The following is a 24,286-nucleotide window of genomic DNA, read 5'->3' as shown; positions in this document are numbered from 1 at the left end:
CTGGATGTGACCGAAGTTTCGCCGCTGCTGTCCGAGATCAAGAAACTGATCAAATCATCCGGCCCGATGCCGGTCTGGCGCTACATGGAACTATGCCTGATGCATCCCCAGCACGGCTATTACGTGTCGCGCGACCCGCTGGGCCGTGAGGGCGATTTCACCACCGCGCCCGAAGTCAGCCAGATGTTCGGCGAGCTGCTGGGCCTGTGGTCAGCGTCGATCTGGCGCGCGATCGGCTCGCCTGACTCGCTGCGGCTCATCGAGATCGGCCCAGGCCGCGGCACCATGATGGCGGACGCGTTGCGGGCGCTGCGGGTGCTGCCGCCGCTCTATCAGTCGCTCAGCGTCCATCTGGTCGAGATCAATCCGGTGCTGCGCGAGAAGCAGCGCGCAACCTTGGGCAACGTCCGCGACATCACCTGGCACGAGAGCATCGACGAGGTGCCCGAGGGTCCGGCGGTGATCCTCACCAACGAATATTTCGACGTGCTGCCGATCCACCAGGTGGTGCGGCACGAGAACGGCTGGCACGAACGCGTGATCGAGCTCGACAGCAATGGCAAGCTCGCATTCGGCACCGCGCCGGAGCCGATGCCGCGTTTCGACGTGCTGCTGCCGCCGCTGGTGCGCGCAGCTCCCTTAGGTGCCGTGTTCGAATGGCGGCCCGATACCGAGATCATGAAGCTCGCCCGCCGCGTGCGCGACCAGGACGGCGCGGCGTTGATCATCGATTATGGCCACATGCGCAGCGACGCCGGCGACACCTTCCAGGCCATCGCCCGCCACAGCTTTTCCGATCCGCTGAAGAATCCGGGCCAGGCCGACGTCACCGCCCATGTCGACTTCCAGGCGCTGGCACGCGCCGCCGAAGACGTCGGCGCACGCGTCCACGGCCCGGTGACGCAGGGTGAATTCCTGAAGCGCCTCGGCATCGAGGCGCGCGCCGCGGGATTGATGGCAAAGGCCACGCCCGAGATCGGCGCCGAGATCGCCGGCGCACTGAAACGATTGACCGACAGCGGCCGCGGCGGAATGGGCTCGATGTTCAAGGCAATGGCGATCTCCCACCCGGAGCTCACCTCGATCGCGGGCCTGAGCGATCACCCAAACGACGCGGAACGTTCATGACCCTGGCCTCCCCGCTGCTCTCAGCCATTCCCGGCCTGCGCCACGCCTTTTTCTCGCGCGAAGGCGGCGTGTCCGGGGGCATCTATGCCGGCCTCAACGGCGGCATCGGCTCCAATGACGCTGCCGATAATGTCACGGAAAACCGCCGGCGCATGGCGGAGCGCTTGGGGGTCGCGCCCAACCGCCTGCTGACGCTCTATCAGGTGCATTCCCCCGATGTCGTGGTCGCCACCACACCGTGGGCGAGCGATGCGCGGCCGAAAGCCGACGCCATTGTCACCCGCACGGAGAACCTTGCGATCGGCGTCACCGCGGCCGATTGCGGCCCGATCCTGTTTGTCGATCCCAATGCGCGCGTGATCGGCGCGGCGCATGCCGGCTGGAAGGGCGCGCTGACCGGCGTGCTGGAATCGACCGTCGAGGCGATGGAGAAGCTCGGCGCCGACCGCAGCGGCATCGTCACCGCGATCGGGCCTTTGATCCGCCAGCACTCCTATGAAGTGGGGCCCGAATTCGTGGCGCGTTTTCTGGAGGCCGATGCGGACAACGCCCTGTTCTTCCTGCCGGGTGAACGCGAAGGGCACGCGATGTTCGACCTCGGCGGCTACATCCGGATGCGGCTGGAGAACGCCGGTATCCTGATGATCGACGACATCGGGATCGATACCTATTCCGACGAACGCTTTTATAGTTACCGACGCTCGGTGCATCGGAAAGAGGGCGATTATGGCCGGCACGTTCACGCCATCGCCCTGGAGAAATAACCGCTTCCAGGGGAAGTGCTTAAACTTCAAAGAAAAATTTCGATCACCGCCCGGAATCTATCGAACCGGCGCCGTGGCCTCACTGCCCTAGACCTTAACGTATTTTAACGATATCGGGGTGATGATGAGCGACACCATCGTCACCCTTTCCCGAATTGCGCGCGCCGCGGTGGCCGCAACGTTGCTGATGGCAGCCTGTGCGCTCGGCGGCTGCGCCAATGGTGGCGCGGCGAGCAACGCCTATGCCATGGCCGGAAACAGCGCCAGTGGACCGACAATCGCATTCGAATCGATCGACGGCCCGCCGCCGCAGGTGTTCGACCGCATGGTGGGTGTGCTGGACAGTGAAGCCAAACTCCGCGACATCGCAATCGTCTCGCGCGAGGGCGCGGCCGCCTACCGCGTGCGCGGCTATCTCTCGGCGCAGGTCGTGCGCGGCAAGACCGCCATCGCCTGGGTCTGGGACGTCTATGACGCCAACCAGCAGCGCGCCCTGCGCCTCTCCGGCGAAGAACCAGCCGGCAAGACCGGCCGTGACGCCTGGGCTGCCGCGGACGACCTGGTCCTGCGCAAGATCGCACAAGCGGGCCTGAGCGGGCTCAGCAGCATGATCAATGGTGGCCCGACCGATGCGCCTGCACCGGCCTCGGCGCCCAGCCGGCAGGGACCTGCGGTCGCAAGCGCGCCTGAACCGGAAGAATCCGGCGTCGTCGCGCTCGGCTACAGCGCTAACTAAACGTTCGGGATAGTCAAAAACCTGTCATTTTTTCGCCGGGATAACGGGTGTGACGGGTTGCCGCTGCCTGCCTCGCCTGATATCTCGTCGCGCATCGAAACCCGCCGGTTCTGTAGGTACTTGAGATGTTGGACATGGTATCGAGCAAACCTCGGGGAGAACCGTCCATGTCGGCCAAGAACGGCGCGATCAAGCTGGTAGCTGGCAATTCCAATCCCGTGCTGGCGCAAGAGATCGCCGATGGGCTCGGGATGTCCTTGACCAAAGCGGTGGTCCGGCGCTTCGCCGATATGGAGATCTTCGTCGAGATCCAGGAAAACGTCCGCGGCTCCGACGTCTTCATCCTGCAGTCGACGTCGTTTCCGGCCAACGACCACCTGATGGAACTTCTGATCATCACCGACGCGCTGCGCCGGGCTTCCGCCCGCCGCATCACGGCGGTCGTGCCCTATTTCGGCTATGCGCGGCAGGATCGCAAATCGGGCTCGCGCACCCCGATCTCGGCGAAGCTGGTCGCCAACCTGATCACGCATGCCGGCGCCGACCGCGTCATGACACTCGACCTGCATGCCATGCAGATCCAGGGCTTCTTCGATATCCCGACCGACAATCTCTTCGCCTCGCCGGTGATGGTGCGCGACATCCGCGAACGCTTCGCGCTGAGCAATGTGATGGTGGTGTCGCCCGACGTCGGCGGCGTGGTGCGCGCACGCGGCCTCGCAAAGCGCATCAATACGCCGCTGGCGATCATCGACAAGCGTCGTGAGCGGCCGGGCGAGTCCGAAGTGATGAACGTGATCGGCGATGTCGCCGGCTACACCTGCATCCTCGTCGACGACATCGTGGATTCCGGCGGCACGCTGGTGAATGCGGCCGATGCCCTGATCGCCAACGGCGCCAAGGAAGTGTTCGCCTATATCACCCATGGCGTCTTGTCCGGTGGCGCCGCGGCCCGCATCGCCTCGTCCAAGCTGAAAGAGCTCGTCATCACCGACTCGATCCTGCCGACCGAGGCCGTGAGAAACTCCGCCAACATCCGCACCCTCTCGATCGCCGGCCTGATCTCCGAGGCCATCGCCCGCACCGCCGCCGAAGAGTCGGTGTCGAGCCTGTTCGACTGACATTCATCTGCATCGTCATTCCGGGGCGCGCCACCGGGTCCGCGCAAAGCGCGGCCCGATGACAGGCTCCGCGCGAGCCCGGAATCCGTCCCACCGCGGGTCAAATGGATTCCGGGCCTGGCGTGCTTCGCGCGCATCCCGGAATGACGGTGTTCGTTACCCCACGATCCCCGCGGCGACCTGGCCGCGCAGACGCTCGAGGCTGTGCAGGGTGTTGGCGCAGGCTTCCGCGACCTCGACGCCCTTGATGGCGAAATGCTTGCGGAAGAAATCGAAATGCACCTCCGTCTCGTGGAACTGCTGCGGCGTCAGCACGGCCGAGAACACCGGCACCTCAGTGCGCAACTGCACGTCCATCAGCGCCTTGATCACGGTGTCGGCGACGAACTCGTGGCGATAGATGCCGCCGTCGACGACAAGGCCCGCGGCAACGATCGCCGTGTAGCGGCGCGTCTTGGCCAGGATCTGCGCGTGCAGCGGGATCTCGAATGAGCCCGGTACCTCGAACACGTCGATGTTCGTGACATGCCGCGCCTCCATCTCGGCGAGGAAGGCGATGCGGCATTCCTCCACGACGTCGCGGTGCCAGGACGATTGCACGAATGCAACCCGCTGCGGCTTGGCGAACCGCGGATGCGTGGGCGCCGGCGGAGGCTCTGGCGTTGCCGGCGTGGCATCCGCGGGCGACTGGACTTCCTCGGCTTCAGGAGTTTGGACTTCGGCTTCTTGCAACATCTGATTCATGGCTTTCCTCTTTCAGGACCAGAATCAGGGCATACGGAAAACGACTCTAGCCACGCGCGATGGCGAGGCTGCCGCAACCGTTCTCTTTCATCCGGACTTTGACCGTCGGCTTCGGAATTGCACCGAATCTGCTGACCCTTCCTCCTGGGGGGAGAAAGGCGCTCGCGGGCTTGGGCCATCGGGCCCTTACCGCCGGTGGGGACTTTCACCCCGCCCTGAGAACATCGGCCGCCCGGAATGGACGACCTATCCCAAAGTTATTGCCAAACCGAGGGACGCGGCAAGCGCCTTGGCATGGCGAATCGGCATGTTCCCCATGTGCCCGACGCGAGCCTTGACGACCTGGCGACCGCTTCGCTGAGCCGAAACGCGCGGCGCGCGCGTTAACGATTGCGACGATCGCGCAAATCCGATTCCGGTTTGTTCTCGCGTTAATAATTGTGGCGGAGATGAGCTGTGGACGAGCGCGCCTTTGGCTGTGGACGGACTCGGGGCCCGGTTGCGCGGATTCCGCAAATCACATCACTTCATCCTGGCAAGCCTCGGAGCGATCGGGAAGGCCACGGGGGCCTGCAGTCGGCAACCATGCGTTATCTGGTGCAGGCCGGCCTTCCGGATGCGTACCAAGAAAGTCAGAAGAACAAGGGTCGAGACGGCATGTCCCTCCTCGAAGGCATAATCGATTCCGAAAACCATCCGCTTGCGGTGGTCGAAGACATTGCGGCCGATAACAACTGGGCGTTCGAGCGCGCTGGCGACGAGGTCACGATCGTCTCCAAAGGCGACTGGACCGACTATCAGCTCTCCTTCACCTGGATGAGCGAGATCGAGGCTCTGCATCTGGCCTGCGCCTTCGACATGAAGATTCCGCCGGCGCGCCGCCCCGAAGCGCAGCGGCTGATCGCCGCCATCAACGAGCAATTGTGGATCGGCCATTTCGATCTGTGGACCCACACCGGCATGATCATGCACCGTCAGGCGCTGGTGCTGCCCGGCGGCCTGAACGCATCGACCGCGCAATGCGAGAGCATGCTGGTCGGCGCCATCCATGCCTGCGAGCGCTACTACCCGGCATTGCAGTTCGTGGTGTGGGCCGGCAAGACCGCCCAGGAGGCGATGAACGCCGCGATGTTCGACACCGAGGGCGAGGCTTAGGCTCCCCACTCGTCATGCCCGGGCTTGACCCGGGCATCCATCCGCAAAGGATCTTTGGCTTGATGGATTGCCGGGTCAAGCCCGGGCATGACGGTTCGTGCTTGTCGCGCGTTCTGCACCTCACTAGAACCGACTGTGGTTATGGGTCCCGGCCTTCGCCGGGACGACGATCATGGTGGCCCCCTTGAGTAACAGCAACGCTTTGCAAGACATCACCGGCACCATCGCGCTGGCCGGCGCAGGCAAGATGGGCGGGGCGATGCTGACCGGCTGGCTCGCCGGAGGCCTCGATGCCTCGCGCGTCGCCGTGATCGACCCGCAGCCTTCGGCCGAGATCAGTGCGCTGGCCGCCAAGGGCGTCCGTCTCAATCCCAAAGACGCGGGCAAGGTCGATACGCTGGTGGTCGCGGTCAAGCCGCAATTGTTCCGGGATGCCGGGGTCGCCCTCAAGTCGCTGGTCGCGCCATCGACGCTTGTCGTCTCGATCATGGCCGGAACCACCATCGCCTCGCTTGAAGAAGTCTGCGGCGGCGCGGCAGTGCGGGCGATGCCGAACACGCCGGCCTCGATCGCCCGCGGCATCACGGTCGCAGTCGCCGCGAACAGCGTCGGTGCCGCGCAGCGCGCGACCGCGGACGCGCTGCTACGCGCGACCGGCGCGGTGGAATGGGTCGACGACGAGGGCCTGATCGACGCCGTGACCGCGGTCTCCGGCTCCGGCCCGGCCTACGTGTTCCTGCTCGCCGAAGAGCTCGCGCGTGCCGGCGTTGAGGCCGGATTGCCGGAAGACCTCGCCACCAAGCTGGCGCGCGCGACCGTCGCGGGCTCCGGCGAATTGTTGCATCGCTCGGACTTGCCGGCGGCAACGCTGCGTCAGAACGTCACCTCGCCCGGCGGCACCACCGCCGCCGCACTGGACGTGCTGATGGCTAGTGACGGACTGCGTCCACTGATGATCCGCGCGATCGCAGCCGCAGCCAAGCGCTCGAGGGAGCTGGCGAAGTAGCCAAGCTCTGCAGGGTGGGCAAAGCGCAGCGTGCCCACCATTACGAGCGGAGTGCTTGATGGTGGGCACGGCGCAAGTGCGCCTTTGCCCACCCTACTTTTCTTGACTACTTCTTCGCCGCGGCGGCGCGCTCAACAAAGGTCTTGCCGCCCTTCATCTTGTGGGTGAGCGGCGCCTCATTGATCTGGATCACGACGGCTTCGGCGTCGACGCCGAGATTCTTGACCAGCGCCTGGGTGATGTCGAGCATCATGCCCTTCTTCTGCTCTTCGGTGCGGCCGGCAGCCATGCTGATGGTGATCTCAGGCATCTTTGTCTCTCCCTGTTACGGTCATGCCCGGGCTTGTCCCGGCCATCCACGCTCTTCTCTATCAAACAAGACGTGGATGCCCGGGACAAGCCCGGGCATGACACCTCGCGCGAATGGCTATCCCCACCTCACGTCATGCCGCGCCAGCACTTCGCGGACCTTCGCGACGAGATCGGCTTCCGCGCAGGAGAACTGCGCCGGCCGGGTCTCGCGCCATTCCTGGTTCGACGCGATCGCCGCGGCGGCCTTGGCGCCTTCGATGAGGTCCTTGATCTGCACCTCGCCACGCGCCTTTTCATCGGAGCCCTGGATAATGACGCAAGGCGAATTGCGGCGGTCGGCATATTTGAGCTGGTTGCCCATGTTCTTGGGATTGCCAAGATAGAGCTCGGCGCGGATGTTGGCGCTACGCAACTGCGCGACCATCTTTTGATAATCCGCGACCCGCTCGCGATCGAACACCGTCACCACGACGGGCCCGAATTGCGGCCGCGTGTCGAGCTTGCCAAGCAGCGTCAGCGCCGCCTGCAGCCGCGACACGCCGATGGAAAATCCCGTCGCCGGCACCGGCTCGCCGCGGAAGCGCGAGACGAGGCCATCGTAACGACCGCCGCCGCCGACGGAGCCAAAGCGAACAGGACGGCCTTTCTCGTCCTTCGTTTCGAGGAGCAGTTCTACTTCGTAAACGGGACCCGTGTAATATTCGAGGCCGCGCACGACGGAGGGATCGATGCGGATGCGATCCGATCCGTAGCCAGATGCCGTGACTAACTTGGCGATCTCTTCGAGTTCACTGACGCCAGCTTGGCCGATCTCACTTTTGGCCAAATAGATGTCCGCCGCTGCAATCGACTCTTTCCAATCTTCGCGTTTTTCCGTGACGCTCAGGACAACATGAGCATCCGCCGAGTTGAGGCCGGCGCCTTTCGTGAAGTCGCCCTTGCCCTCCTCGCCGCCGTCCCAGCGGCCGGGACCGAGCAACTTGCGCACTTCGTCGGCCGGAAACTTGTCGAGTTTGTCGATCGCGCGCAGCACCGTGAGCCGTCGGCCCGCATTGTCTTCGCCGCCGAGGCCAATTGCGTCCAGTACGCCGTCAAGCACCTTGCGGTTATTGACCTTCACGACGTAGCTGCCGCGCGGAATGCCCAGCGCCTCCATCGTGTCCGCCGCCATCATGCACATTTCTGCGTCAGCGGCCGGCGAGCCCGAGCCCACCGTATCCGCATCGAACTGCATGAACTGGCGGAAGCGGCCGGGGCCCGGCTTCTCGTTGCGGAAGACGTAGCCGGCGCGGTAGCTGCGATAGGGCTTCGGCAGGTGATCGAAATTCTCGGCGACGTAGCGGGCAAGCGGCGCGGTCAGGTCGTAGCGCAGCGAGATCCACTGCTCGTCGTCGTCCTGGAACGAGAACACGCCCTCGTTGGGGCGATCCTGATCCGGCAGGAATTTTCCGAGCGCGTCGGTATATTCCATCGCCGGCGTTTCCACCGGCTCGAACCCGTAGCGCTCGAACACTTCGCGGATGGTCTCGGTCATGCGGCGCGTCGCGGCGATCGCGGTCGGGCCGCGATCTTCCAGTCCGCGCGGCAAGCGCGCCTTCAGCTTCTGCGGTTTTTTGGGTTTGTCGGCCATGGGCGCGCGTTTACCAGCGGATGGAGAATGCGGCAACCGTCACGCCGAAGCGGCGGAATAATTCCGCCGCCGGTCACAGCACCTTTCTGATCCAGTTGTGCGGATCGGCCGCGCGACCATACTGGATGTCGACCAGTTGCTTCCGCAGCCCCATGGCGACAGGGCCGGCCGCACCGCCATTGATGAGAAACTCGCCCTTCGTGGAACACACCTTGCCGATCGGCGAGATGACGGCGGCCGTGCCGCAGGCGAAGGCCTCTTTCAGCTTTCCGCTGGCGGCATCCGCGCGCCACTGGTCGATCGTGTAGGTCTCCTCGCGCACGGGCGTGCCGGCATCCTTCGCGAGCGCGATGATCGAATCCCTGGTGATGCCCGGCAGGATCGTGCCGAGCGGCGGCGTCAGCAGCGAACCGTCGTCGAACACGAAGAAAACGTTCATGCCGCCGAGTTCCTCGATATAGCGGCGCTCGATCGCATCGAGGAAAACCACCTGATCGCAGCCGTGCTCGATGGCCTCGGCCTGCGCCCGCAGGCTCGCGGCGTAATTGCCGCCACACTTGACGGCACCGGTGCCGCCGATCGCCGCGCGCGTGTAGTGCTCCGACACCCAAATCGACACCGGCGCGGGCCCGCCCTTGAAATAGGAGCCGACCGGCGAGGCGATGACGGCGAAGATGTACTCCGCTGATGGCTTCACGCCGAGGAAGACCTCGCTCGCGATCATGAAGGGTCGCAGATAGAGACTACCCTCGCCGCCTGGAATCCAGGCGCGGTCGATGCGCACGAGCTGTTCGACCGCTTCGATGAACACGGGCTCGGGCAGCGGCGCCATGGCCATGCGCTCAGCCGAATTCCAGAAGCGGCGGGCATTGGCGTCGGGGCGGAACAGGTTCACGCCACCATCGTCGCGCTTGTAGGCCTTGAGGCCTTCGAAAATCTCCTGCGCGTAGTGCATGACGGCGGCGGCCGGATCGAGCGGGAAATTCGCGCGGGATTCGACGCGCGCGCCATGCCAGCCCTTCGCCTGATTGTAGCGAACGATAGCCATGTGATCGGTGAAAATCCGGCCGAAGCCCGGGTCCACGAGCCTTGCCGCGCGCTCCTTGTCGGAGGTCGCATTCGCCGCAGGCTGGATTTCGAATTTCAAACTCATACCCTTGCTTCCCGCTGTCGGAATCCGCGCGATTGCTGGCGCCGGTCTCGCCGGGCCGAACTGGCTTCGTCGGCCTGGACTTCACCGCCAGCCTTACGGCCGGTTTCCATGGCCCTCATGTCCGAAAGGACATGCTTTTGCCGGATGCTGAAGTCCAGTATGTTTTGTCGAAATGCCGCTCGACAATCACACGGTAGTCCCAATTTGCGGCCCAAGCCTCCATCACTGGTCTGCTCGTGGCCGATCTAAACTTTGCCAGGGACGAAACGATTTAAAATTTCGTCGTGACTGGCAGTTTTGTAACATTGAACCCAAGATACGTCAATATGGCTGACATAAATTTCTCAACGGCAGCAGCGCAGCCCGATTCTCCGGGAACGGACGTATCCGCCCCCGGGCCGCGGACGGGCGATTTGCGCTGGGACATCATCGAGCTCCTGTTCTTCGCCTATCGCGACTTCGTCGGCGATGCCGATCAGGAGCTGGAGGCGTTCGGCTTCGGCCGCGCCCACCACCGGGTGATGCACTTCGTCACGCGCTATCCCGGGCTCAAGGTCGCCGACCTTCTCGACGTCCTGCGCATCACCAAGCAATCGCTCGGCCGCGTGCTGAAGCAATTGCTCGACGAAGGCTACATCCTGCAGAAGACCGGCAGCAATGACCGGCGGCAGCGGCTGCTTTACGCCACCGCCAAGGGCGAAGCGCTGGTGGCCAAGCTGGCGGGACTGCAGACCGACCGCATCAACCGTGCGGTCGCCGGCCTCGATCCGGGCGGCATCGAGACCGTGCGGGCGTTCCTCCGTGCGATGATCGACCGCGACGACCCCGACAAGGTGCTGGAGACGATCTTCGGCGGCGCGGCCAAGAAGACGAGGGAGTGAACGTGACGCAGGGAGCAACCATCGCCGCGGCGACGGCACGCATGCCGATGAAACCGGCCGACGACGCGCCGCACCTGCTGCTGGTCGATGACGACCGCCGCATCCGCGATCTTCTCTCGCGCTTCCTCTGCGGCGAAGGCTACCGCGTCACGACCGCCATGAGCGCCAGCGACGCGCGTGCCAAACTGCTCGGGCTCAATTTCGACCTGCTGATCCTTGATGTGATGATGCCCGGCGAGAACGGCTTCGATCTCGCGCGCTTCATCCGTTCGTCCTCGTCGGTGCCGATCATCATGCTCACCGCGCGCCACGAGGCGGAAGCACGCATCGAGGGCCTGCAGATCGGCGCCGACGACTATGTGGCAAAGCCGTTCGAGCCGCGCGAACTGGTGCTGCGGATCGGCAACATCCTCAAGCGGACCGCGCCGCCGCCGGCGCAGACGCTGGAGCAGATCGCCTTCGGCCCCTACGTCTTCCATCTCGACCGCGGCGAATTGCGCCAGGGCGAGGAGATCATCCATCTGACCGACCGCGAGCGGGACATGCTGCGCATCCTCGCCGCGAGCCCCGGCGAAACCGTGCCGCGCGGCGCGCTGACCGGAGGCGGCACCGTCAACGAGCGCGCCGTCGACGTCCAGATCAACCGCCTGCGCCGCAAGATCGAGCGCGATCCCGCCAATCCCTTGTTCCTGCAGGCGGTGCGCGGCATCGGCTATCGCCTGGTGGCCTCGCCTTAAGCCTTATCCGCCATGAGCACGATCGACACGGGCCTGAGCCTGATCCGCAACGCCTCGCAGCGCGTCTCCAGAGCCAATGGCCGGATGGGAAACGCGTTCAAGAGCTGGATGCCGACCGGCCTCTATGCCCGCGCGCTGCTGATCATGATCGTGCCGATGGTGGTGCTGCAGACCGTGGTGGCCTTCGTGTTCATGGAACGGCACTGGAACACGGTGACGCGCCGCCTCTCCACCGCTGTGGTGCAGGACATCGCCGCCCTCATCGACGTCTACAAGACCTATCCGCAGGACAAGGACCGCGCGCAGGTGCGCCGGATCGCGCAGCGGCTCCAGCTCGTGGTCGATTTCCTGCCTCCCGGCGACATGCCGCCACCCGGGCCAAAGCCATTCTTTTCGCTGCTCGACCAGTCGCTGTCGGTGCAACTCGGCCGCCAGATCGGCCGTCCGTTCTGGATCGACACCGTCGGCAGGTCCAACCTGGTCGAGATCCGCGTGCAACTCGACGACGCGATCATGCGCATCTTCGCGCTGCGCAGCGCCGCCTATGCATCGAATTCGGAAATCTTCATCTTCTGGATGCTCGGCACCTCCACGATCCTTTTGATCGTCGCGGTGCTGTTCCTGCGCAACCAGATCAAGCCGATCCTGCGTTTGGCGGACGCCGCCGAAAGCTTCGGCAAGGGCCGGGAGGCACCGAATTTCCGGCCGCGCGGCGCGCGCGAGGTGCGGCGTGCGGCGCACGCCTTCCTGGAGATGAAGGCGCGCATCGAGCGCACGATCGAGCAGCGCACCGCGATGCTCGCCGGCGTCTCGCACGATCTGCGCACCATCCTGACCCGCTTCAAGCTGGAGCTCGCGCTGCTCGGCGAAGGCCCCGAAATCGACGCCATGCGCAAGGACGTCGACGAGATGTCGATGATGCTCGAGGACTATCTCGCCTTCGCCCGCGGCGACTCCGGCGAGGTCGCACAGCCGACCGACATGACGATGGCGCTGGAGGAATTGCGCAACGATGCCGAACGCCACGGCCATACCGCGACCGTCGCCTTCCACGGATTGCCTGTCGTGACGGTGAAGCCGGCCTCGTTCAAGCGCTGCCTCGGCAACCTCGTCTCCAATGCGGCGCGGCACGCCAACACGATCTCGATCACCGGCCACCGCGACCACCGCTATCTCACGGTCACCGTCGATGACGACGGCCCGGGCATTCCGGCTGATATGCGCGAGGAGGTGTTCAAGCCATTCCTGCGGCTCGACGACGCCCGCAATCAGGACGAGGGCGGCACCGGCCTCGGACTGGCCATCGCCCGCGACATCGCCCGCTCACATGGCGGCGACATCATGCTCGGCGACAGCCCGATGGGCGGCCTGCGTGCGACGGTAAGGGTACCAGTGTAACAATTCTTCCCTTCTCCCCTTGTGGGAGAAGGTGGCGCGAAGCGCCGGATGAGGAGTTCTCTCCACGGGCGGTGGTGTTGGTGGAGAGAACCCCTCACCCAAGCGAGCCCGCTGCAAGTAGCTAAGCAGCCCTCTCCCACAAGGGGAGAGGCCACAACAATTGGCATCACAAGGCTGAGCTAGCTCGGACGCTTGAAGCGCATGCGGCTACAAAAAGAACTTACTTCGGCAGCTTGGGGATCATGCCCTTCAGCTTTTCCATGTCCTTGATGTTCATCTTCATGCCGCCGGCCATGATGATGTCACCGGGCTTCTGGTCCGCCTTGCAGGGGCCGAGCCATTTAGCTTCGATCGTGCCGGTAGTATCGTGCGCCGCACCGGCCGAGCCGCGATCGGCGTGCGAGGTCGTCTTGACCGTGTAGGCGGAGTTGAAGTCGCCGGTGATCTCGGCATGCGAGGTCACCGTGACGCCGGCGACGCCGCACACGGAATCGCTGACATAGCCGGTCGCGGTCTTCTGGATATCCTGCTTGGAGCAGATATCCTTCGCCATCGGCGAGACCGCCGTGCTCATGTCCTTGTCGGTGGTCTCGTCGGTGCAATGCTGCATCGTCATTTCGGGCGTGGTCGAGCCCGTGCGCGCGATCTTCATCTCCCACAGGCCCGCCTTGCGGACCGGCAGATCGACGGCGCCGGCCGCCCCGGGCAGCAGCGCAGCCAGGCCGATGGCCGATCCGAGCAGAACGAAATATCGCGTCATGCGGCGATGCCGGTACCGGTGCCGATCAATAAAGCGTGCGCAGCGGCCGCTCGGCGGCGCCCCAAGGCACCCAGCGGCAGGAGAAGGAGACGTAGCCACCCTCATAGGGCTGCACCGCGAGGAATTTCACCACCTTGCCGTAGGAAGCGCAGTGATCGACCGCGAGCTGGCGGGCGTCCGCCTGCTGGGCCAGCGAATAGGCAATGATGCCGCCGGTATCGTTGCCCTTGAACGGGGGCACCCAGTCGGCCTTGGCCGGTACAACGGCCAGCATTGCGCTTGCGGCAACCATGCCAGCGGCCAGAATTTTTCGCATCTGCAGACTCTCCTCAAATCCTCGGGCCGCACCATAAAGTGCGCGGGCGACCGTGAAAAGAATCGTGGGCCGGAGATTTGCGGAGTTCTCCGCCAGTGTTGCCGCGTTGCACTTGACCTCGCCCGGCCTTCGCGGCACCGTCCGGCGCATTGGATTGTCCGGCGGATTCTCATGCGCAACTCTGTTCGTTCCTCGACCAAAACTGGCCTCTGCGCCGCATTCGGCCTGCTGGTTGGCCTGTTGGCGTCCGCCCAGACTGCCCACGCCGCCAATCCGCTCGAGCTGAATTTCTGGCTGTCCGGACCGAAGTACGAAGGACGGGTGGCGCCCTGCGAGGCAGCGCTGCAGACCATCGCGTCTCAGTTCCAGGAAAAAGAGAACCAGTTCTGGAATTCCCCGCTGGTGATCACCGGCTATTCGCGCATCCACGAGACTGCCTTCCGTCCCTGGCAGTCCGACAACATCCCGCGCCGCTACTGCTCGGGCGACGCGGTGTTGAGCGACGGCAAGGTGCGCACCGTGCATTTCTCGATCATCGAGGATGGCGGATTTGCCAGCATCGGCCAGGGCGTCGAATGGTGCGTGGTCGGACTGGACCGCAACTGGGCCTATAATCCCGCCTGCAAGTCGGCCCGGCCCTGATCCTTAGGGCTGGTGTGGCGATGCTTGTTATCGAGCAATGCGTCGCATCACACTTTGTTCTTGAAATGTTCCATCTCCCTGCTAGGCTCGCCCGCGGTCGAGTGTGAGGGGTGCTTGATGTTTCGATTGGCCTTGGTTTCCCGCCTGCTGATTTCCGTCCTTGCCTTTTTTGCCGCGATTGGCCCGGTCAGCGCCCAGGACCGCCGACAAAACGCGCCGGGCGAGTTCGATTTCTACGTGCTTGCGCTGTCTTGGTCGCCGTCGTTCTGCGAAGCCGCCTCCGAGCGCGGCGATGGCCGGCGGGCGCAGGTCCAATGCGGCGGACGCCCCTACTCCTTCGTGGTGCATGGGCTCTGGCCGCAATATGAGCGCGGCTTTCCGGAATATTGCCAGCGGCCGGCGCCACGCCTTGCCCGCAATGTCATGAGCTCGATGCTCGACCTGATGCCGGCGCCCGGGCTGATCTACAACGAATGGGACAAGCACGGCACCTGCTCGGGCCTCCCCGCACGCGCTTATTTCGAGAGCATCCGCAAGGCCCGCGCCGCGGTAAAGATCCCTGAGGAATTCCTGCAATTGTCGGAGCCGAAGACGGTCGCACCCGGCGAAATCGAGGAAGCCTTCATCAAGGCCAATCCGGGCCTCAGCAGCTCGGCAATCTCGGTGACCTGCGACAGCAAGCGACTCAGCGAGGTCAGGATCTGCATGAGCAAGGACATGCAGTTCCGTGCCTGCGAGGAAACCGATCGCCGCGCCTGCCGCCGAGACCAGGTGGTGATGCCGCCGATCCGGGGCGGCTAGACAGTCTCTCCATCGTCATGCCCGGGGCTTGACCCGGGCATCCACGCTCTTCTTGACAGCGGCGACCGTGTGGATGGCCGGGACAAGCCCGGCCATGACGAGTAGAAGTGCGGTGTACAGACCAGCAGATATCTCATGAACTACCGTCACGCCTTTCACGCCGGCGGCTTTGCCGACGTCATCAAGCACATCGTGCTGGTGCGAATCCTGCTCTATCTGCAGGAAAAGCCGGCGGCGCTCCGCCTCATCGACACCCATGCCGGCGCCGGCCTCTATGATCTCACCTCCGACGAGGCACGGCGCGGCGGCGAATGGCTGACCGGAATCGCGCGCGTGATGCAGGCGCGATTCTCCAACGAAGCGCTGCCGCTGGTACTGCCTTATCTCGACATTGTGAGAGCCTTCAGCCCGCCGGGCGAACTGAAGGCCTACCCGGGCTCGCCCTTGATCGCACGGGCGCTGCTCCGGCCCCAGGATCGCCTCACCGCTTGCGAGCTCGAGCCGGAGGCGCGCAAACGCCTGATCGACGCGCTGCGCCGCGACGCCCAGGCGCGGGTGGTCGACCTCGATGGCTGGACCGCGCTGCCGGCCTTCGTCCCGCCGAAAGAAAGGCGCGGCCTGGTCCTGATCGACCCGCCCTTTGAAGCCAAGGACGAGTTCGAGCGGCTGGCGCAAGGCTTTTCGGAGGCGTTCGCCAAATGGCCGACCGGCAGCTATCTGCTGTGGTATCCGGTCAAAAGCCGTCGCGTGACCGACGATCTCGCACGGCATGTCGCTTTCGAGACAGGCAACAGCAAGCCGGCCGGCAAATGCCTGCGACTCGAATTCAGCGTCGCGCCTCGCGAAGCCGAGAGCGGACTGGTCTCGACCGGGCTCTTGATCGTCAATCCGCCCTGGACGCTTGCCGGTGAACTCAGAATGATCCTGCCCGAGTTGGAAAAGCCCTTGGGCCAAGGCGGCGCCGGCCGATTCAGGCTGGAGACGCCCAAACCTTAACCAACGCCGTTGCTGAAAACTCCCACTCGACCATAGGCAACTTGCCCGGAACCGTATTATGCTTGTCACGTTAGGACTGGCTTTACGTTCCGCTTCCGCGAATGGTTGCGGCGGAGTGACGAGGCCGAAGAAAAATCCAGGCGGGTCGGTGGCGTGACACAGGTCCGCTGAGGTGGCCAAGCTTCCGGCAGCGAATGTCCGGTCACCCGCTACGTGAGTTGCGCGTAGCGGCTGTGCAATGCGGGGGAGGAGTTTCCCGATGGCCATGACTGGGACAGTCAAATTCTTCAATGGAGAGCGCGGCTACGGCTTCATCAAGCCTGACGACGGCGGTCGCGATGTGTTCGTTCACATCACCGCAGTCGAACGCGCAGGACTAAAGGATTTGACCGAAGGACAGCGTATTACGTTCGACGTCGAACCAGACAAGAAGGGCAAAGGCCCCAAGGCGGTCAATCTGGTGATTTCATCGTGAGCCCTTGCGCTCACGCTGAAGCGGACTGAAGTCTCGGGTAACGATTTGCCGGGCGGCGCCCCGCTCGCACAGGCATGTGCGCGATCTCGCGCGTCAGCTCGGCATAAAAAAATTCCGGCCGCCTGCGACGGCCGGAAGGTTGTCGTCGATCGTTTTCTTATTCTTCGAAGTGATTGGTTAGAGCGTTTTCGAGCGAAGTGGACACCGGTTCGCGTGAAGAAAACGCGTCACAACTAGAATCTAGAGCTTCGGTTCTGATTCAATCAGAACCGAAAACTCTAGAAGTGATAGTTCACGCCGGCACGGATGACGCCGAAATGGTAGCCGTTCGACGCGCCCGTGATGATGAAGTTGCTGCTGGCGAGATCGACATAGAGATATTCGAGCTTGGCGCTCCAGTTCGGTGCAAAGGCCATCTCGGCGCCAAGGCCGGCGGTCCAGCCGACATTGGTCTGGGACTCCGACAGGCCGAAAGTCTCGGCCCGCAGTTCGCCGAACGCCAGGCCGGCGGTGGCGTAGAAGAGCACGTTCTGGAATGCGTAGCCGCCGCGGCCGCGGATGGTGCCGAACCAGGGATTCGAGAACTTCCACGGCGCAAAGGTTTCTTCCGCGCCGGTGGCCTGGATGTCGCCTTCGGCGCCGAACACCCACGGGCCGTTGGTCCAGTTGTAGCCGATCTGCGCGCCGCCCGCGAAACCCGACGGCTTGGTCGGGTTGTTGTTTACGCCGCCCCAGGCATAGCCGAAATTGCCGCCGAGATAGGGCCCTGCCCAGCTCATGGCGTTGAGCGGCTGGTTGACGGTATAGGGCCCGCGATAATCGGCCGCTGCTGACGACGTCGTCCATCCCCCGACCAACAGCGCCAGCAGGCGCAAGACGACAAACCGCTTCATCGCAACCACTCCAGAACGCAACAGCCGCGACCTGCCGGTTGCGAAGGCCGGCGTGGTTACGGAATTCACTGGTTTTTCGGGAAGATTTATCGAAAGTTTTAAGTTAAAGCCTTGTTAAGGGCGGTTACCGCCCCCTCATCAATCTTAATGAAGCGTTACCGGCGCAAGGCTTTCCACTCGGAGCCCGATGCTGGCGATGGCGGCCGGCAGCGCCTAGTTTAGGCCCATGGATCACGATTCTACCGACCATCCGAAGGCGTCCGTGCCCAAAGGAGCGCGCCACGGCGGAAACCCAGACTTGCCGCCGCAGGACCTCGCGCTCGTCACCGGCGACGTCGATCCGGCGACGTCGGCCGCGGAGGAGGACGAGGACGCGCGGCTGCCCGAGGTTCCCGAGGAACCGGCGGAGGCCGTCGCCGAAGGTACGCTCGCGGTCGGCCATGCCGCGATCGAGAATGCGGTGCGGCTCGCCCCGACCTCGCCGGGCGTCTACCGCATGCTCAACGCGGCCAACGACGTGCTGTATGTCGGCAAAGCGAAGAACGTCCGCAAACGGCTTTCGTCCTATGCCCGGCCCAACGCGCCGCTGCCGGCGCGCATTCTGCGCATGATCGCGGCGACGGTGAATGTCGAGATCGTCTCGACCACCACCGAGACCGAGGCGCTGCTGCTCGAGGCCAACCTCATCAAGCAGCTCCGGCCGCGCTTCAACGTGCAGCTACGCGACGACAAATCGTTTCCCTACATCCTGATCACGGGCGACCATTGGGCGCCGCAGATCCTCAAGCATCGCGGCGCGCAGACGCGGCCCGGGCGCTATTTCGGCCCGTTCGCCTCCGCTGGCGCCGTCAACCGCACCATCACGGCGCTGCAGCGCGCGTTCCTGATCCGCTCCTGCACCGACGGCTTCTTCGAGAGCCGCACCCGCCCCTGCCTGCTCTACCAGATCCGCCGCTGCTCCGGTCCTTGCACCGGCGAGATCGATTTCCCCGGCTATGGCGAATTGGTGCGCGAGGCGACCGAGTTTCTGTCGGGCCGCAGCCATGCGGTGAAGCAGGAGCTTGCCGGCGAAATGGAGAAGGCTTCCGCCGAGCTCGAATTCGAGACCGCCGCGCTCTACCGCGATCGCCTCGCCGCGCTGTCGGCGATCCAGTCGCAGCAGGGCATTAACCCGCGCACGGTGGAGGAAGCCGACGTGTTCGCCATCCATCAGGAGGGCGGCTATTCCTGCGTCGAGGTATTCTTCTTCCGCACCGGCCAGAATTGGGGCAACCGCGCCTATTTCCCGCGCGCGGAAAAATCGTTCACGCCGGAGGAGGTGCTCTCCTCCTTCCTCGCGCAGTTCTACGACGACAAGCCGCCGCCGAAGCTCATTTTGCTCTCGCACGAGGTCGAGGACGCCGAGCTGCTCGCCGACGCGCTGTCGGTCAAGGCGGGTCGCAAGGTGGAGGTTTCAGTTCCCAAGCGCGGCGAGAAGAAAGAGCTGGTCACCCATGCGCTGACCAATGCCCGCGAGGCGCTCGGCCGCAAGCTCGCGGACACCGCGACCCAAGGCCGGCTGCTCGAAGGCATGGCCACGACGCTCGGCCTGCCCCAGGCGCCGAAGCGCATCGAGGTCTACGACAACAGCCACATCCAGGGCACCAACGCGGTCGGCGCCATGATCGTGGCGGGTCCCGACGGGTTCATGAAGAACCAGTACCGCAAGTTCAACATCAAGTCGGAAGGGCTTACGCCTGGCGACGACTACGCGATGATGCGCGAGGTGCTGGAACGGCGCTTCAAGCGGCTGCTGAAGCCCGCCGAGGGCGAGGAGGCCAAGGTCAAGGCTGACGACGATTCCTTCCCGCAATGGCCGGACCTCGTCATCATCGACGGCGGCCGTGGGCAGTTGAACGCGGTGAAGGAGATTTTCGACCAGTTCGGGCTGACCCAGGTATCGCTGATGGCGGTGGCCAAGGGGCCGGACCGCGACGCCGGCCGCGAAACGCTGTTCATGCCCGATCGCGAGGCCATCAAGCTGGAGCCGCGCGATCCCGTGCTGTATTTCATCCAGCGGCTGCGCGACGAGGCGCACCGGTTCGTGATCGGCTCGCACCGCAAGCTGCGCAAGAAGGACATCCGTGAGGCCGGCTTACAGGAAATTCCCGGTATCGGCCCCTCGCGCAAGCGCGCGCTGCTGCATCATTTCGGAACGCTGAAGGAGATCGAGCGCGCCTCGATCGCCGACCTTGGCAAGGTTCCCGGTGTCAGCGCGGAGAGTGCGCGGAAGATCTTCGAGTTTTTCCACTCCCAGCCGGGGGGCTAGAGAGATGGAGTCATCAAGGCGTCGCCTGCAGCGGACCATCTTATGCGCGCACGGTTGACCTCGACGCTTCAGCGGTATTGGTAAGACGGATGAACATGGCGACCACAAGGGGGCAGCCCAAGACCCTGTCCCTCCCGAATATCCTGACCTACGCCCGCATCGCCGCCATCCCGGTGGTGGTCGGCTGCATCTATGTGCAGGCGATCATGGACGGCCCGCTCTGGCTGCGCTGGGTGGCGGTCGCGATCTTTATTGCCGCCGGGATCACCGATTACCTCGACGGCTATTATGCCCGGATCTGGAACCAGCAGTCGGCGTTCGGCCGGATGCTGGACCCGATCGCCGACAAGCTCCTGGTTGCCTCCTGCCTGCTGATGCTGGCCGCGGACGGCATCATCCACGGCTGGACGCTGTGGGCGGCGATCGTGATCCTCTGCCGCGAGATCCTGGTGTCGGGCCTGCGCGAATACCTCGCCGGCCTGCGCGTCAGCGTTCCCGTGACCAAGCTCGCCAAATGGAAGACCACGGTGCAGCTCGTCGCGATCGGCTTCCTGCTGGCGGGCGAGGCCGGCGATCAGATGGTCCCGGTAGTGACGTTGATCGGGTTGGCGCTGCTGTGGATCTCCGCGATCGTCACGATCTACACCGGCTACGATTATTTCCGCGCCGGCATCCATCATCTCATCAAGGAGGATGAAGGATGAAGGTGAAATATTTCGCCTGGGTCCGCGAGCGCATCGGCAGGGCCGAGGAGACCATCGAGCCGCCGGCCGATATCCGCACCATTGGCGAGCTGATCGATTGGCTTGCCGGGCGCGACGAGGCCTCCGCCTATGCCTTCGAGAAGCCGAAGGTGATCCGCGCCGCGATCGACCACGCCCATGTCCAGCAGGACGCCGCGATATCGGGCGCGCGCGAGATCGCGTTCTTTCCGCCGATGACAGGCGGCTGAGCCACAGCATGACCGCGATTGCGACCATCCGCATCCAGGACGCCGATTTCGACATCGCGCAGGAGATTGCCGCGCTCGGCAAGGGCCGCACCGATATCGGCGCCGTTGTCAGCTTCAGTGGCATCTGCCGCGGCAGCGAGAACGGCGAGCCGATCGCGGCGCTGACGCTGGAGCACTATCCCGGCATGGCGGAAGCCGAGATCAGGCGTCACGCGGAAGAAGCCATGTCGCGCTGGCCGCTGTCCGGTCTTACCGTCATTCACCGCGTCGGTCGCATCACGCCGGGCGAGAACATCGTGCTGGTGGTAACGGCGTCGCAGCACCGGCAGGCCGCGTTCCAGGCCGCCGAATTCCTGATGGACTACCTCAAGACTAGCGCGCCGTTCTGGAAGCGCGAGGAAAGCGCGCGGGGATCGAGCTGGATCGAGGCGCGCGACCATGATGACGCGGCAGCCGCGCGCTGGACCAAATCCTGATGGCCAAGCGTCCCACGCCGGCCGCCAAGCGCGGCCGATCTGCAGCGAAGTCCCCCAAGGTTGCCGCGCGCGAGCTCAAGACCCTGCTCGATTTCGTCCGCTATGCGGTGAGCCGCTTCACCGAGTCAAAGCTCGTGTTCGCGCACGGCACCACCGATCCGGTGGCCGAGGCTGCTTTCCTGGTCTGCGAAACCCTGCACCTGCATCCCGATCAGTTCGACCAGTTCGCCGGCGCACGCGTCACCGCGCATGAGGGCAAGCGGATCCTCGATCTGATCGAGCGCCGCATCGCGACGCGGAAGCCGGCCGCCTATCTCGTCAACAAGATCTACATGCGCGGCCTTCCCTTCTATGTCGACGAGCGCACCATCGTGCCGCGCTCCTTCATCGGCGAGCTGCTGGATTCGCATTTCGCCGGCGATGAGGAAGGCGGCTCGCTGATCGACGATCCCTTGTCCGTCGTGACCGTGCTCGACCTCTGCACCGGCTCCGGATGCCTTGCGGTCCTCGCCAGCCAAAGCTTCCCGAATGCCGATATCGACGCCGTCGATATCTCCAAGGACGCGCTGGCGGTCGCCGCGCGCAACGTCCGGGATTATGGACTCGAGGATCGGCTGACGCTGCACCAGGGCGACCTGTTCAAACCGCTCGTGGGCAGGCGCTACGATCTCATCATCTCCAATCCGCCCTATGTCGATGTGCTCGGCATGGCCTCGCTGCCGCGCGAATGCCGCGCCGAGCCAAAACTCGCCTTCGACGGCGGCGCCGACGGGCTCGACATTGTCAGGCGCATCCTCGACGAGGCGCCGCAGCATCTGACTCCGGAAGGTGGGCTGCTCTGCGAGATCGGCCGCGGGCGCGAGGTCCTGGAAGCCGCCTATCCGCAATTGCCGCTGCTCTGGCTCGATACCGAGGATTCCGAAGGCGAAGTGTTCTGGATCAGTGCATCCGATCTCTCGTCGGTTTGACGCTTTTCTTCGCAACGAGTGTCCGCTTCGCGCGATGACGCCGCGTGACGCAGTGCAACGCGGCGGAAATATCGCAGCTCGCGCCGTTCACCTCGCCCAGCGAAGCTGATACTTTCAAGGCAAATCAGCTCACCGCCATCAACGAGGCCCCCATGCTGGACAAGAGCCCCCGCCCCGCCGCCGTCAACGTTCCCAATGACCTCGCCGCGCATTGGATGCCGTTCACCGCCAACCGCGCCTTCAAGAAGCAGCCGCGGCTGCTCGCCGGCTCCAAGGATATGCACTATTTCACCGTCGACGGCCGCCAGATCATCGACGCAGCCGCCGGCATGTGGTGCTGCAATGCCGGCCATGGCCGCACCCAGATTGCCGAAGCAATCACCAAGCAGGCCGCGGCGATGGACTACGCGCCACCGTTCCAGTTCGGCATCCCGCAAGCCTTCGAGCTTGCCAGCCGCATCGCCGACCTCGCGCCCGAAGGACTCGACAACGTGTTCTTCTGCAATTCGGGCTCGGAAGCGGCCGACACCGCGCTGAAGATCGCGCTGGCCTATCACCAGATCAGCGGCCAGGGCAGCCGCATCCGCCTGATCGGCCGCGAACGCGGCTATCACGGCGTCGGCTTCGGCGGCACCTCCGTCGGCGGCATCGTCGGCAACCGCAAGCTGTTCGGCTCGCTGCTCACCGGCGTCGATCATCTGCCGGCGACCTATGACCGCGAGAAGCAGGCCTTCACCAAGGGCGAGCCGGACTATGGCGTGCATTTCGCCGATGAGCTGGAGCGCCTCGTCAACCTGCACGGCGCCAACACGATTGCCGCCGTGATCGTCGAGCCGATGGCCGGCTCGACCGGCGTGCTGCCGGCGCCGAAGGGCTATCTGAAGCGGCTGCGCGAGATCACCGAGAAACATGGCATTCTCCTGATCTTCGACGAGGTCATCACCGGCTATGGCCGGCTCGGCTTTGCCTTCGCTGCGGAGCGCTATGGCGTGACGCCCGACATGATCACCTTCGCCAAGGGCATCACCAATGGCGCGGCTCCAATGGGCGGCGTGATCGTGCGCGGCGCCATCCACGACGCCTTCATGAATGGCCCTGAGCATGTGGTCGAGCTGACCCATGGCTACACCTATTCGGCCCATCCGCTGGCCTGCGCCGCCGGCCTTGCGACGCTCGACATCTATCGCGAGGAGAAGCTGTTCGAACGCGCAAGCAAGCTCGAGCCGAAATTCGCCGACGCCGTGATGTCGCTGCGCGACCAGCCGAACGTGGTCGATATCCGCACCGTCGGCCTCACCGCCGGCATCGATCTCGCCCCGATCGCGGATGGCCCCGGCAAGCGCGGCTTCGCCGCACTCAACAGCGCCTTCCACGACAACGACCTGATGCTGCGGATCGCAGGCGACTCGCTGTGCCTGACGCCGCCCTTGATCGTCAGCGAGGACCAGATCGGCGAGATCGTCGACAAGGTCGGCAAGATCATCCGCGCGGTGGCGTAAGGTTCGACGCAAACAGCAGCTTCGTAGGATGGGTGGAGCGAAGCGAAACCCATCGCGATGGAGCAAGCCGCGCGAATGGGTTTCGCTTCGCTCTACCCATCCTACGATTCTGATTCAATTTTCAAACAGCTCTCCGTTGTCATCGTCCGCGAAGGCGGACGATCCAGTATTCCAGAGGCGTCAGAGATTGAATCAGAGGCCGCGGGATACTGGATGCCCGCCGGAGCCTGTCATCGGGCGGCGCGTACGCGCCGACCCGTTGGCGGGCATGACGACGGAGTGTGAGGGAGAGGATGTGAATCCGCATTCTCGCGGCGCGTTGCGTCCGAGCTTTGCGTCTCGTTCCACCCTCATTGAACAGAGGGCGCAGGGAAAGCCGGGTGCTGGTTGCACCCATGGGTCCCGTGCAACAAAAAGCACGGGGGTAGGACCACA

At 64.4% G+C, this 24,286-nt stretch carries 26 protein-coding genes and 1 riboswitch; of the genes, 19 read left to right on the top strand and 7 right to left on the bottom strand.

The window, feature by feature from the left end; all coding sequences use genetic code 11:
* Positions 1-6: 6 nt before the first annotated feature.
* From AC5ZGW_RS16310 to AC5ZGW_RS16295, 4 genes are all read left to right on the top strand, one after another.
* A complete protein-coding gene (locus AC5ZGW_RS16310; RefSeq protein WP_130230659.1) occupies positions 7-1,128 on the top strand; it encodes a class I SAM-dependent methyltransferase in 1,122 nt (373 codons plus the stop codon).
* Positions 1,125-1,892 carry a peptidoglycan editing factor PgeF gene (gene pgeF / locus AC5ZGW_RS16305; RefSeq protein ID WP_130230657.1) on the top strand — a complete coding sequence of 256 codons (768 nt, stop codon included), beginning with the start codon at positions 1,125-1,127 and terminating at the stop codon, positions 1,890-1,892. Before AC5ZGW_RS16310 ends, pgeF begins: the two co-directional genes overlap by 4 nt.
* Before the next feature lie 124 nt (positions 1,893-2,016).
* Positions 2,017-2,628, top strand: a complete 612-nt coding sequence (locus tag AC5ZGW_RS16300; protein WP_051396707.1) for a hypothetical protein — start codon at positions 2,017-2,019, stop codon at positions 2,626-2,628.
* 167 nt (positions 2,629-2,795) lie between these two features.
* The gene (locus AC5ZGW_RS16295; protein ID WP_028163899.1) at positions 2,796-3,749 is read left to right on the top strand and encodes a ribose-phosphate pyrophosphokinase; all 954 of its coding nucleotides are present in this window, start codon (positions 2,796-2,798) and stop codon (positions 3,747-3,749) included.
* Between the two features lie 156 nt (positions 3,750-3,905).
* Here AC5ZGW_RS16295 and AC5ZGW_RS16290 read toward each other — a convergent pair whose 3' ends face one another.
* Positions 3,906-4,493 carry a 6,7-dimethyl-8-ribityllumazine synthase gene (locus AC5ZGW_RS16290; protein WP_028163900.1) on the bottom strand — a complete coding sequence of 196 codons (588 nt, stop codon included), beginning with the start codon at positions 4,491-4,493 and terminating at the stop codon, positions 3,906-3,908.
* Between the two features lie 75 nt (positions 4,494-4,568).
* A riboswitch (FMN riboswitch) is annotated at positions 4,569-4,720 on the bottom strand.
* Positions 4,721-5,150: 430 nt separating this feature from the next.
* Between AC5ZGW_RS16290 and AC5ZGW_RS16285 the strand changes: the two genes are divergently transcribed.
* Both AC5ZGW_RS16285 and proC read left to right on the top strand, forming a co-directional pair.
* Positions 5,151-5,648 carry a type III secretion system chaperone family protein gene (locus AC5ZGW_RS16285; RefSeq protein ID WP_028163901.1) on the top strand — a complete coding sequence of 166 codons (498 nt, stop codon included), beginning with the start codon at positions 5,151-5,153 and terminating at the stop codon, positions 5,646-5,648.
* A 184-nt stretch (positions 5,649-5,832) separates the two neighbouring features.
* Positions 5,833-6,654 carry a pyrroline-5-carboxylate reductase gene (proC, locus tag AC5ZGW_RS16280; protein WP_496113934.1) on the top strand — a complete coding sequence of 274 codons (822 nt, stop codon included), beginning with the start codon at positions 5,833-5,835 and terminating at the stop codon, positions 6,652-6,654.
* A gap of 106 nt (positions 6,655-6,760) precedes the next feature.
* Here proC and AC5ZGW_RS16275 read toward each other — a convergent pair whose 3' ends face one another.
* The 3 genes from AC5ZGW_RS16275 to AC5ZGW_RS16265 all read right to left on the bottom strand — a co-directional run bounded on the left by AC5ZGW_RS16275 (position 6,761) and on the right by AC5ZGW_RS16265 (position 9,749).
* Positions 6,761-6,964: a tautomerase family protein gene (locus AC5ZGW_RS16275; protein ID WP_027581150.1), complete on the bottom strand. Its 204-nt coding sequence runs from the start codon at positions 6,962-6,964 to the stop codon at positions 6,761-6,763.
* A gap of 117 nt (positions 6,965-7,081) precedes the next feature.
* Positions 7,082-8,596, bottom strand: coding sequence for a histidine--tRNA ligase (gene hisS, locus AC5ZGW_RS16270; RefSeq protein WP_130229527.1), 1,515 nt, complete (start codon positions 8,594-8,596; stop codon positions 7,082-7,084).
* A gap of 73 nt (positions 8,597-8,669) precedes the next feature.
* Complete coding sequence (locus AC5ZGW_RS16265; RefSeq protein WP_028163905.1) at positions 8,670-9,749, bottom strand: branched-chain amino acid aminotransferase; 1,080 nt, start codon at positions 9,747-9,749, stop codon at positions 8,670-8,672.
* Positions 9,750-10,075: 326 nt separating this feature from the next.
* Here AC5ZGW_RS16265 and AC5ZGW_RS16260 point away from each other — a divergent pair, with 326 nt between their 5' ends.
* The 3 genes from AC5ZGW_RS16260 to AC5ZGW_RS16250 are packed head-to-tail and all read left to right on the top strand — an operon-like array spanning position 10,076 to position 12,765.
* Positions 10,076-10,630, top strand: coding sequence for a MarR family winged helix-turn-helix transcriptional regulator (locus AC5ZGW_RS16260; RefSeq protein WP_130229528.1), 555 nt, complete (start codon positions 10,076-10,078; stop codon positions 10,628-10,630).
* A gap of 41 nt (positions 10,631-10,671) precedes the next feature.
* The gene (locus tag AC5ZGW_RS16255; RefSeq protein ID WP_035690117.1) at positions 10,672-11,367 is read left to right on the top strand and encodes a response regulator; all 696 of its coding nucleotides are present in this window, start codon (positions 10,672-10,674) and stop codon (positions 11,365-11,367) included.
* Between the two features lie 12 nt (positions 11,368-11,379).
* Positions 11,380-12,765, top strand: coding sequence for an ATP-binding protein (locus AC5ZGW_RS16250; protein ID WP_130229529.1), 1,386 nt, complete (start codon positions 11,380-11,382; stop codon positions 12,763-12,765).
* 220 nt (positions 12,766-12,985) lie between these two features.
* Here the strand turns inward: AC5ZGW_RS16250 and AC5ZGW_RS16245 are convergent, their stop codons facing one another.
* Together AC5ZGW_RS16245 and AC5ZGW_RS16240 are read right to left on the bottom strand one after the other, a co-directional pair.
* Positions 12,986-13,525, bottom strand: a complete 540-nt coding sequence (locus AC5ZGW_RS16245) for a DUF3617 domain-containing protein (RefSeq protein WP_130229530.1) — start codon at positions 13,523-13,525, stop codon at positions 12,986-12,988.
* Between the two features lie 25 nt (positions 13,526-13,550).
* Complete coding sequence (locus AC5ZGW_RS16240) at positions 13,551-13,841, bottom strand: hypothetical protein (protein WP_130229531.1); 291 nt, start codon at positions 13,839-13,841, stop codon at positions 13,551-13,553.
* A 171-nt stretch (positions 13,842-14,012) separates the two neighbouring features.
* Between AC5ZGW_RS16240 and AC5ZGW_RS16235 the strand changes: the two genes are divergently transcribed.
* The 4 genes from AC5ZGW_RS16235 to AC5ZGW_RS16220 all read left to right on the top strand — a co-directional run bounded on the left by AC5ZGW_RS16235 (position 14,013) and on the right by AC5ZGW_RS16220 (position 16,755).
* Positions 14,013-14,483 carry a hypothetical protein gene (locus AC5ZGW_RS16235; protein WP_130229532.1) on the top strand — a complete coding sequence of 157 codons (471 nt, stop codon included), beginning with the start codon at positions 14,013-14,015 and terminating at the stop codon, positions 14,481-14,483.
* Positions 14,484-14,600: 117 nt separating this feature from the next.
* Positions 14,601-15,284: a ribonuclease T2 family protein gene (locus AC5ZGW_RS16230; protein WP_130229537.1), complete on the top strand. Its 684-nt coding sequence runs from the start codon at positions 14,601-14,603 to the stop codon at positions 15,282-15,284.
* A gap of 135 nt (positions 15,285-15,419) precedes the next feature.
* Positions 15,420-16,280, top strand: coding sequence for a 23S rRNA (adenine(2030)-N(6))-methyltransferase RlmJ (locus AC5ZGW_RS16225; protein ID WP_130229533.1), 861 nt, complete (start codon positions 15,420-15,422; stop codon positions 16,278-16,280).
* Positions 16,281-16,539: 259 nt separating this feature from the next.
* The gene (locus tag AC5ZGW_RS16220) at positions 16,540-16,755 is read left to right on the top strand and encodes a cold-shock protein (RefSeq protein WP_027581161.1); all 216 of its coding nucleotides are present in this window, start codon (positions 16,540-16,542) and stop codon (positions 16,753-16,755) included.
* A gap of 278 nt (positions 16,756-17,033) precedes the next feature.
* Here the strand turns inward: AC5ZGW_RS16220 and AC5ZGW_RS16215 are convergent, their stop codons facing one another.
* Positions 17,034-17,648 carry an outer membrane protein gene (locus tag AC5ZGW_RS16215; RefSeq protein WP_028163914.1) on the bottom strand — a complete coding sequence of 205 codons (615 nt, stop codon included), beginning with the start codon at positions 17,646-17,648 and terminating at the stop codon, positions 17,034-17,036.
* 226 nt (positions 17,649-17,874) lie between these two features.
* Between AC5ZGW_RS16215 and uvrC the strand changes: the two genes are divergently transcribed.
* The 6 genes from uvrC (at position 17,875) to aptA (ending at position 23,851) form a co-directional block, all read left to right on the top strand.
* Positions 17,875-19,956: an excinuclease ABC subunit UvrC gene (uvrC, locus tag AC5ZGW_RS16210; protein WP_463326978.1), complete on the top strand. Its 2,082-nt coding sequence runs from the start codon at positions 17,875-17,877 to the stop codon at positions 19,954-19,956.
* 89 nt (positions 19,957-20,045) lie between these two features.
* Entirely contained in the window at positions 20,046-20,660 is a 615-nt protein-coding gene (pgsA, locus tag AC5ZGW_RS16205) for a CDP-diacylglycerol--glycerol-3-phosphate 3-phosphatidyltransferase (RefSeq protein ID WP_130229534.1), read from the top strand.
* Complete coding sequence (moaD, locus tag AC5ZGW_RS16200; protein ID WP_028163917.1) at positions 20,657-20,908, top strand: molybdopterin converting factor subunit 1; 252 nt, start codon at positions 20,657-20,659, stop codon at positions 20,906-20,908. The genes pgsA and moaD overlap by 4 nt, the downstream gene beginning before the upstream one ends.
* A gap of 8 nt (positions 20,909-20,916) precedes the next feature.
* Positions 20,917-21,384, top strand: coding sequence for a molybdenum cofactor biosynthesis protein MoaE (locus AC5ZGW_RS16195; protein ID WP_130229535.1), 468 nt, complete (start codon positions 20,917-20,919; stop codon positions 21,382-21,384).
* Positions 21,384-22,352, top strand: coding sequence for a 50S ribosomal protein L3 N(5)-glutamine methyltransferase (gene prmB / locus AC5ZGW_RS16190; RefSeq protein ID WP_130229536.1), 969 nt, complete (start codon positions 21,384-21,386; stop codon positions 22,350-22,352). The genes AC5ZGW_RS16195 and prmB overlap by 1 nt, the downstream gene beginning before the upstream one ends.
* 152 nt (positions 22,353-22,504) lie before the next feature.
* On the top strand, positions 22,505-23,851 hold the full coding sequence (aptA, locus tag AC5ZGW_RS16185; protein WP_130229538.1) for an omega-aminotransferase AptA: 1,347 nt from the start codon (positions 22,505-22,507) through the stop codon (positions 23,849-23,851).
* Positions 23,852-24,286: the final 435 nt, after the last annotated feature.

Source organism: Bradyrhizobium sp. Crot121 (genome assembly GCF_059512385.1).
Note: the sequence above shows the minus strand (reverse complement) of the source record. Positions and strands in the feature narration are given on the sequence as shown.

Coding starts and splice junctions, on each gene's coding strand:
- pgeF (WP_130230657.1), top strand. CDS start 1,125: ATGACCCTGGCCTCCCCGCTGCTCTCAGCCATTCCCGGCCTGCGCCAC.
- AC5ZGW_RS16300 (WP_051396707.1), top strand. CDS start 2,017: ATGAGCGACACCATCGTCACCCTTTCCCGAATTGCGCGCGCCGCGGTG.
- AC5ZGW_RS16295 (WP_028163899.1), top strand. CDS start 2,796: ATGTCGGCCAAGAACGGCGCGATCAAGCTGGTAGCTGGCAATTCCAAT.
- AC5ZGW_RS16290 (WP_028163900.1), bottom strand. CDS start 4,493: ATGAATCAGATGTTGCAAGAAGCCGAAGTCCAAACTCCTGAAGCCGAG.
- AC5ZGW_RS16285 (WP_028163901.1), top strand. CDS start 5,151: ATGTCCCTCCTCGAAGGCATAATCGATTCCGAAAACCATCCGCTTGCG.
- AC5ZGW_RS16275 (WP_027581150.1), bottom strand. CDS start 6,964: ATGCCTGAGATCACCATCAGCATGGCTGCCGGCCGCACCGAAGAGCAG.
- hisS (WP_130229527.1), bottom strand. CDS start 8,596: ATGGCCGACAAACCCAAAAAACCGCAGAAGCTGAAGGCGCGCTTGCCG.
- AC5ZGW_RS16265 (WP_028163905.1), bottom strand. CDS start 9,749: ATGAGTTTGAAATTCGAAATCCAGCCTGCGGCGAATGCGACCTCCGAC.
- AC5ZGW_RS16260 (WP_130229528.1), top strand. CDS start 10,076: ATGGCTGACATAAATTTCTCAACGGCAGCAGCGCAGCCCGATTCTCCG.
- AC5ZGW_RS16255 (WP_035690117.1), top strand. CDS start 10,672: ATGCCGATGAAACCGGCCGACGACGCGCCGCACCTGCTGCTGGTCGAT.
- AC5ZGW_RS16250 (WP_130229529.1), top strand. CDS start 11,380: ATGAGCACGATCGACACGGGCCTGAGCCTGATCCGCAACGCCTCGCAG.
- AC5ZGW_RS16245 (WP_130229530.1), bottom strand. CDS start 13,525: ATGACGCGATATTTCGTTCTGCTCGGATCGGCCATCGGCCTGGCTGCG.
- AC5ZGW_RS16240 (WP_130229531.1), bottom strand. CDS start 13,841: ATGCGAAAAATTCTGGCCGCTGGCATGGTTGCCGCAAGCGCAATGCTG.
- AC5ZGW_RS16235 (WP_130229532.1), top strand. CDS start 14,013: ATGCGCAACTCTGTTCGTTCCTCGACCAAAACTGGCCTCTGCGCCGCA.
- AC5ZGW_RS16230 (WP_130229537.1), top strand. CDS start 14,601: ATGTTTCGATTGGCCTTGGTTTCCCGCCTGCTGATTTCCGTCCTTGCC.
- AC5ZGW_RS16225 (WP_130229533.1), top strand. CDS start 15,420: ATGAACTACCGTCACGCCTTTCACGCCGGCGGCTTTGCCGACGTCATC.
- AC5ZGW_RS16220 (WP_027581161.1), top strand. CDS start 16,540: ATGGCCATGACTGGGACAGTCAAATTCTTCAATGGAGAGCGCGGCTAC.
- AC5ZGW_RS16215 (WP_028163914.1), bottom strand. CDS start 17,648: ATGAAGCGGTTTGTCGTCTTGCGCCTGCTGGCGCTGTTGGTCGGGGGA.
- uvrC (WP_463326978.1), top strand. CDS start 17,875: ATGGATCACGATTCTACCGACCATCCGAAGGCGTCCGTGCCCAAAGGA.
- pgsA (WP_130229534.1), top strand. CDS start 20,046: ATGAACATGGCGACCACAAGGGGGCAGCCCAAGACCCTGTCCCTCCCG.
- moaD (WP_028163917.1), top strand. CDS start 20,657: ATGAAGGTGAAATATTTCGCCTGGGTCCGCGAGCGCATCGGCAGGGCC.
- AC5ZGW_RS16195 (WP_130229535.1), top strand. CDS start 20,917: ATGACCGCGATTGCGACCATCCGCATCCAGGACGCCGATTTCGACATC.
- prmB (WP_130229536.1), top strand. CDS start 21,384: ATGGCCAAGCGTCCCACGCCGGCCGCCAAGCGCGGCCGATCTGCAGCG.
- aptA (WP_130229538.1), top strand. CDS start 22,505: ATGCTGGACAAGAGCCCCCGCCCCGCCGCCGTCAACGTTCCCAATGAC.